6 protein-coding genes are annotated in these 7,143 nt (G+C 63.1%); 5 read left to right on the top strand and 1 reads right to left on the bottom strand.

Annotation, left to right across the window (positions count from 1 at the left end):
• Nucleotides 1-93 precede the first annotated feature (93 nt).
• The 5 genes from nosZ to A2I95_RS24210 are packed head-to-tail and all read left to right on the top strand — an operon-like array spanning nt 94 to nt 5,518.
• Nucleotides 94-2,004, top strand: coding sequence for a TAT-dependent nitrous-oxide reductase (nosZ, locus tag A2I95_RS24230; RefSeq protein WP_291733963.1), 1,911 nt, complete (start codon nt 94-96; stop codon nt 2,002-2,004).
• Between the two features lie 2 nt (nt 2,005-2,006).
• The gene (locus tag A2I95_RS24225; protein ID WP_291733961.1) at nt 2,007-3,290 is read left to right on the top strand and encodes a nitrous oxide reductase family maturation protein NosD; all 1,284 of its coding nucleotides are present in this window, start codon (nt 2,007-2,009) and stop codon (nt 3,288-3,290) included.
• Nucleotides 3,283-4,185, top strand: coding sequence for an ABC transporter ATP-binding protein (locus tag A2I95_RS24220; protein ID WP_291733959.1), 903 nt, complete (start codon nt 3,283-3,285; stop codon nt 4,183-4,185). Before A2I95_RS24225 ends, A2I95_RS24220 begins: the two co-directional genes overlap by 8 nt.
• Nucleotides 4,182-5,003, top strand: coding sequence for an ABC transporter permease subunit (locus A2I95_RS24215; RefSeq protein WP_291733956.1), 822 nt, complete (start codon nt 4,182-4,184; stop codon nt 5,001-5,003). The genes A2I95_RS24220 and A2I95_RS24215 overlap by 4 nt, the downstream gene beginning before the upstream one ends.
• Nucleotides 5,000-5,518, top strand: coding sequence for a nitrous oxide reductase accessory protein NosL (locus tag A2I95_RS24210; protein WP_027257829.1), 519 nt, complete (start codon nt 5,000-5,002; stop codon nt 5,516-5,518). The genes A2I95_RS24215 and A2I95_RS24210 overlap by 4 nt, the downstream gene beginning before the upstream one ends.
• A 29-nt stretch (nt 5,519-5,547) precedes the next feature.
• Here the strand turns inward: A2I95_RS24210 and hisD are convergent, their stop codons facing one another.
• The gene (gene hisD, locus A2I95_RS24205) at nt 5,548-6,825 is read right to left on the bottom strand and encodes a histidinol dehydrogenase (protein ID WP_291733953.1); all 1,278 of its coding nucleotides are present in this window, start codon (nt 6,823-6,825) and stop codon (nt 5,548-5,550) included.
• Nucleotides 6,826-7,143: the final 318 nt, after the last annotated feature.

The following is a 7,143-nucleotide window of genomic DNA, read 5'->3' as shown; positions in this document are numbered from 1 at the left end:
GACCGGCAGCCCGGCACCAGACGTCACTCTGGGCCGGCCGCTCGCCAATCACCCCAACGCGAACAGGACAAAAGTTTCCTGAAGGAGGACATCATGTCTGAAGATCTGAAAAACACACTGCCCGTCACCCGCCGCGGCCTCTTGGGGGCCACAGCCTCTGGCGCCGTGCTGGCGGCCACTGGCGCCGGCTCCGCGCTGCTGGGCGCCAGGCCTGCGCAAGCGGCGGAGGGTGTCAACCTGGCGCCGGGCGAGCTGGATGAATATTATGGCTTCTGGTCCTCAGGCCAGACCGGCGAGCTGCGCATCCTGGGCGTGCCGTCGATGCGCGAGTTCATGCGGATCCCGGTGTTCAACCGCTGCTCGGCCACCGGCTGGGGCCAGACCAACGAGTCGCTGAAGATCCTGACCGAGGGCCTGCTGCCGGAAACCAAGGAATTCCTGGCCGCCAACGGCAAGGTCACCTATGACAACGGCGACCTGCACCACCCGCATATGTCGTTTACCGACGGCACCTATGACGGCCGCTTCATCTTCATGAACGACAAGGCCAACACCCGCGTTGCCCGGGTGCGCTGCGACGTGATGAAATGCGACAAGATCATCGAGATCCCCAATGCCAAGGATATTCACGGGTTGCGCCCGCAAAAGTTCCCGCGTACCGGCTATGTCTTTGCCAATGGCGAGCACGAGGCGCCGCTGATCAACGACGGCCAGATCCTGGATGATCCGTCGCAGTATGTGAACATCTTCTCCGCCATTGACGGCGATACCATGGAAGTCGCCTGGCAGGTGATCGTCTCGGGCAACCTGGACAACACCGACTGCGACTATCAGGGCAAATACGCCTATTCGACCTCTTACAACTCGGAAATGGGCATGACCCTGGCCGAGATGACCGAGAACGAGCTGGACCATGTTGTTGTGTTCAACATCGCGGCGATTGAGGCTGCAATTGAAGCGGGCAACTATGAGGAGCTGAACGGCGCCAAGGTCGTCGACGGGCGCAAGGACGCGCCGGGCAAGCTGACCCGCTATATCCCGATCCCGAACTCGCCGCACGGCATCAACACTGCGCCGGACAAGAAGCACGTCTGCGTCAACGGCAAGCTGTCACCGACCGTGTCGGTGATCGATGTCGAAAAGCTGGACGCGCTGTTTGATGCGGACGCTGATCCGCGCTCGGCAGTGGTTGCCGAACCGCAGCTGGGCCTTGGCCCGCTCCACACCGCTTTCGACAACCGCGGCTATGCCTACACTACACTGTTCCTCGACAGCCAGGTGGTGAAATGGGATATCCTGAAGGCAATTGAGGCCTATGCCGGGGCGGATGTGGACCCGATCCTCGACAAGGTCGATGTGCAGTATCAGCCGGGCCACAACTCCACTTCGATGGGCGAGACCGCCGATGCCGACGGCAAGTGGCTGATCTCGATGAACAAGTTCTCGAAAGACCGGTTCCTGAATGTCGGTCCGCTGAAGCCAGAGAATGAGCAGCTGATCGATATCTCCGGTGACAAGATGAAGGTGGTCCACGACGGCCCGACCTTTGCCGAGCCGCATGACTCGATCATCGTTCACCGCTCTAAGGTGAACCCGGCCAATCTTTGGGACCGCAACGACCCGATGTGGTCGGACGCACGGGCACAGGCCGAAGCGGACGGGGTGGATCTGGACGACTGGCAGGACACCATCGTGCGCGACGGCGATAAGGTGCGGGTCTATATGTCGAGCCAGGCGCCGAACTTCAGCCTGGAGAAGTTCACCGTCAAGCAGGGCGACGAGGTTACCGTCTATGTCACCAACCTGGATGACATTGATGACCTGACCCACGGCTTCTGCCTGTCCAACTTCGGCGTCGCGATGGAAGTCGGGCCGCAGGCCACTGCCTCGGTTACTTTCAAGGCGGAGCGTCCGGGCGTGCATTGGTACTATTGCCAGTGGTTCTGCCACGCGCTGCACATGGAAATGCGCGGCCGGATGCTGGTTGAGCCGCGGAGCGCCTGACAATGAAACGGCTCCTGCCCATATCTCTGATTGCGACCTTTACCGGCCTGGCGCCCGCCTGTTTGACACCAGCCTGGGCGGCGGATTGGGAAGTGCCCAACCGGGCAGGGGCCATTGCAGAAACACTGGCGCAGGCGGCGGATGGCGACATCCTCCGCCTCGCCCCCGGCGAATATGCCGAAACATTGGTGCTGGACCGGCCGGTCACCCTGGATGGGCAGGGCCACGCCACTTTGGACGGGCAAGGTGCGGGGTCGGTGATTACCGTCACCGGGCCAGGCGTGACGGTGCAAAACCTGACCGTTGTCGGCTCCGGCTCCTCGCATCAGGAGATCGACAGCGGTATCAAGCTGACCAAGACCGCCCGCGCGCCGCAGATCCTGAACAATGTGCTGCTGGGCAATCTCTATGGCGTGGATATTCACGGCGCGCGCGACAGCTTGGTTCAGGGCAACCGGATCGAAGGCCGCCTGGATCGCCACATGAATTCCCGCGGCAACGGGGTCTATGTTTGGAACGCGCCGGGTGCGGTGGTGGACGGCAACGGCATCCGTTTTGGCCGTGATGGGATCTTTGTGAACAGTTCCAAGAAGAATGCATTCACAAACAATACCTTCCGCGACCTGCGGTTTGCCGTGCATTACATGTATGCCGACAATTCCGAGGTCTCGGGCAATGTCTCGATCGGCAATCATCTGGGCTATGCGGTGATGTTCTCCAAACGGGTCAAGGTGACCGGGAATGTCTCGCTGAATGACCGCGACCACGGGGTGATGCTGAACTACGCCAACCAGGGCGAGGTACGGGGCAATTATGTGAAGGGGGCACGGGACAAATGCACCTTCCTCTACAACGCACACAAGAATGATTTCTCCGGCAACTGGTTTGAGGGCTGCGGCATCGGCATCCACTTTACCGCTGGCAGTGCCGGCAACCGGATGGTTGGGAATGCCTTTGTCGGCAACCGGCATCAGGTGAAATTTGTCTCCACCAAATGGGTGGAATGGTCTGAGGCAGGCCGCGGCAACTACTGGTCCGATTTTGCGGGTTTTGATGTCGATGGAGATGGCATCGCCGATGCACCCTACCGTCCCAACGACAGCATGGACCATGTGTTGTGGACCCAGCCGGCGGCGAAGCTGCTGATGGGCTCACCCGCGGTACAGCTGGTGCGTTGGTCGCAATCGGCGTTCCCGGCGCTGCTGCCGGGCGGGGTGATCGACAGCCACCCGCTGATGCGGCCCGAGCGGCCGGCGGCCGCCAGAAAGGTTGAACAGGATGGATAACGCAAACAGCCCACTGCAGATCCGCTCGCTGGACAAGTTCCGCGGAAGGACACAGGTGCTGCATGGCATTGATCTGGATATCGCGCCGGGCGAGCGGCTGGCGCTGCTGGGCCACAACGGTGCGGGCAAGTCGACGCTGATCAAGGCGGTGCTGGGCCTGATCCGGCATGAGGGCGGTAGCATCCGCATCTGCGGCGCTAAGCCGGGCACGGGCGCCGCCCGCGCCGCGACGGCTTTTTTGCCTGAGGCGGCCAGTTTTCACCCGGCGCTGACCGGGCATGAGCAGCTGGGGCTGTTTGCCCGTCTTGCCGGGGAGCGCGCAGATATTATCAGATTGCTGGAACGGGTTGGTCTGGGCGAGGCTATGCATCGCCGTATCGGGGCTTATTCCAAGGGGATGCGTCAGCGGCTGGGCTTGGCGCAGGTGCTGCTGGGGCGTCCCAAACTGGCGCTGCTGGACGAACCCACCAGCGGTCTGGATCCGATCTCGCGCCAGGATCTTTATGCCATCATCAATGAGTTGGCCGGGCAGGGCGCTGCGGTGCTGATCGCCAGCCATGCCTTGACCGAGGTGGAGGCGCGCACCGACCGTATCGCCATCCTGCGCAAAGGCGTGAAGGTGGCGGACGACACGCTGGCGGGCCTGTCGGCACAGGCCGGGCTTCCGGTCAAGCTGCGGGTGCAGGCACAGGGTGCTGAGGCGGATCGGATCGCGCTGGAGACCGGCGGGCGGCGGATCAATGGCGCCTCGGTCGAGATTCTTTGCCGGCCGCAAGACAAGATGGCCGAGCTGCGCAAGATTGCGGCCATGGGCGATGCAGTGGTTGATATCGACATGGTGCCGCCGCGGCTGGAAGACCTTTATCGCCATTACTCCGGGGAGGACCGCAAATGAAACGTGCCTTTGCCATAGCCCGCGCCGAGATGCTGATCCTGCGCCGCAACCTCTGGCTGTTCATGGCAACGCTGATCATGCTTTCGTTCTCGCTGGCGTTGTCCTTTGCCGGCTCGGCCCCGACGGGGACGCTGGGGGTGGACATGCTGACGGTCTCGGTCGCTTCTATGACCACTCTGTCGGTATACCTTGCGCCGCTCTTGGCGTTGATGATGGGGTTTGATGCGGTGGCTGGGGACCGTGACCGCGGCAGCCTGGCGCTGCTGCTTGCCTACCCCGCGGGACGCGCTGAGATCCTGCTGGGCAAGCTGATGGCGCAGCTGGCGGCCCTGGCGGTGGCGATGGTCATCGGCTTTGGTGCCGCCGGAGCGGTTGCGGCCTGGTTTGGCGGTGCAGGCCCCGAGAGCCTGATTGCGCTGGTGCGGCTGGTGGCGACCTCGATCCTGCTGGGCGCAGTGTTCCTGGTGCTGGGTTATGCCTTGTCGGCGCTCAGCAGCGGTGCCGCCGCTGCCGCCGGCCTGTCGGCGGGTGTGTGGCTGGTGTTTGTGGTGCTCTATGACCTGGGACTGCTGGGCGCCGTAGTGATGGACAGCGGCGGGGTGTTCACCCAGAAGGTCTTCCCCTGGGTGATGGTCGCCAACCCGGCGGATGCGTTCCGGCTGTGGAATGTGGCGGCCTCGGAAAGTGTCGCCCTGTCCAGCGGCATGACGGGGGCGGCCAGTGCCTTGCCCGGCTGGGCGGCACCGCTGTCGCTGCTGTTGTGGCCCGCGCTGGGCTTCCTGCTGGCCTGTGCCGCGTTCCGGAGGGTGGAGCCATGAAGCGCCTGATCCTTGCCGCGGCTCTGTTTCTTTCCGCTTGTCTGGAGGAGGAGGCCAAAGCGCCGCCGGCGCCGGTGGAACTGACGGAAGCGGCGCTGAGCTATTTCTGCCAGATGAATGTGTCCGAACACGGCGGACCCAAGGGGCAGATCCATTTGGAGGGCTTCCCTGTGCCGCTGTTTTTTGCCCAGGTGCGGGATCTGGCAGCCTATGTGAAGAGCCCGGAGCGGGATGCGGAGATCACCGCAATCTATGTCAGCGACATGGGCGCAGCCGCCAGCTGGGCGCATCCCGGCACCAACAACTGGATTGATGCCAAGGGAACGCATTTCGTGGTGGGGGCGAATGTGGCAGGCGGCATGGGCGCGCCGGAAGTTGTGCCCTTTGCCTCGACTGAGGACGCCGCCCGTTTTGCTGCCCGTTACGGCGGCGAAGTGTCGGGGTTTGAAGATATCCCAGATGACGCGGTCCTGGGGCCGGTCGATCTTGACCAGCAACTGGAAACGCCATCCTGAGCGTAGTGTCGCAGCAGCGCCGGATAGCCCTAAACAGGTTCCGGCTGCAGCCGCATCTCGGCAGCGATGGCGTGGCCTTCCATACCCTCCATCCGGCTGATGCGGGCGGTGCGCTGGGCCAGCTCATGGGAGGCGGAGGAATTGCAGCGCTGCCATGTCACGGTCTTGGTGAACTTATGCACAGACAGCCCGCCGGTATAGCGAGCAGCACCGCTGGTTGGCAGCACATGGTTGGGGCCGGAGGTCTTGTCGCCGAAGGACACCGTGGTTTCCTTACCCAGAAACAGTGAGCCGTAGGCCGTGAGGCGGTCAAGCCACCAGTCGAGATCCTCGGCCTGAACCTGCAGGTGCTCGGGCGCATAACGGTCGGCCACCTGCGCGGCTTCCTCGCGGCTAACGCACAGAACCACCTCGGCGCGTTCGTGCCAGGCGCGGTGGGCGGCAGAGAGATTGGGTTCAGGCAGTTTGCCGATCAGCGCCTGCGCGCGGGCCATGACACCCTTGGCCAGCGCCTCATCGGTGGTGACCAGCCAGACCGGGCTGTCGGCGCCATGTTCTGCCTGGCTGACCAGATCCCAAGCAACGGTTTCAACATCAGCGGTGTGATCGGCGATGACCAATGAATCGGTGGGGCCGGCAAACATGTCGATTCCGACCTCGCCGAACAGCATCCGCTTGGCCTCTGCCACGTAGGAATTGCCGGGGCCGACCAGAATATCGGCAGGCTGGGCGCCGAACAGGCCCTGGGCCATGGCGGCGATGCCCTGGACCCCGCCCAGGTTCAGGACAATGTCCGCTCCGCAGAGGTCCATGGCGTAGACGATCGCATCGGGAATGCCGGTTCCGGGGCGGGTTGGCGAGACTGCGGTGATGTGGGGAACGCCGGCCACTTTGGCGGTGGTGATGGTCATCAGCGCGCTGGCGATATGGCTGTAGCGGCCGCCCGGCACATAACAGCCGGCACTGGAAACCGGGATTTGCTTCTGGCCTGCGATCAGACCGGGGATTACCTCTACCTCGCATTCGCCCATTGTAGCCTTCTGCGCCTCGGCAAAGCGGCGGACGTTGGCATGGGCGAACTGGATGTCCTCTTTCATTTGCTGCGAAACCCGGTTGCAGGCCGCGCGGCGCTGGGCGTCGGTTACCACAATGGGGCCTGTCCAGCCGTCCAGCTTTTCCGCGTAGCGGCGCACCGCGTCTTCGCCATCACGTTCGATGTTGGCGAGCATGACGGCGACTGTATCGCGGATATCGCTGTTTTCGGCAGCGGGGCGGGGCTGGGCCTGTTTGAGGTAGGTGATTGCCATTGGGGTCAGCTCATTTCCATTAGAGGGCCGCCGGGTGCGTGGGAAAGGGCACGGCGCGGGTTGCGCCTAAAACAGCGTCCTGCAGGCCGCACGGTCAAGCTGCGGCTTGCAGGTTCCGAAAAACACGGATGTTTGTTTCGAATTGCTGGAGAGCCTAATTCCCCATAGCGGGGAGGGTGCGGAACTCCTCGGCCAGCCAGGGAAAGCGGGCGCTGATCGGATCAGTGAAATGGTGGCGCAGGGATTTCTGCAATGCCTGGTGGATTAGTTGCGAAGTGGCCGCAGGATAGACGCTGGTGGTGAACAGCGACACCGTTC

The organism is Leisingera sp. F5, assembly GCF_001593695.1.
This window is presented reverse-complemented; position numbering and strand designations above follow the sequence as displayed.

Excerpts from the sequence above, each read along its gene's own strand:
- nosZ (WP_291733963.1), top strand. The coding sequence starts at position 94 with ATGTCTGAAGATCTGAAAAACACACTGCCCGTCACCCGCCGCGGCCTC.
- A2I95_RS24225 (WP_291733961.1), top strand. The coding sequence starts at position 2,007 with ATGAAACGGCTCCTGCCCATATCTCTGATTGCGACCTTTACCGGCCTG.
- A2I95_RS24220 (WP_291733959.1), top strand. The coding sequence starts at position 3,283 with ATGGATAACGCAAACAGCCCACTGCAGATCCGCTCGCTGGACAAGTTC.
- A2I95_RS24215 (WP_291733956.1), top strand. The coding sequence starts at position 4,182 with ATGAAACGTGCCTTTGCCATAGCCCGCGCCGAGATGCTGATCCTGCGC.
- A2I95_RS24210 (WP_027257829.1), top strand. The coding sequence starts at position 5,000 with ATGAAGCGCCTGATCCTTGCCGCGGCTCTGTTTCTTTCCGCTTGTCTG.
- hisD (WP_291733953.1), bottom strand. The coding sequence starts at position 6,825 with ATGGCAATCACCTACCTCAAACAGGCCCAGCCCCGCCCCGCTGCCGAA.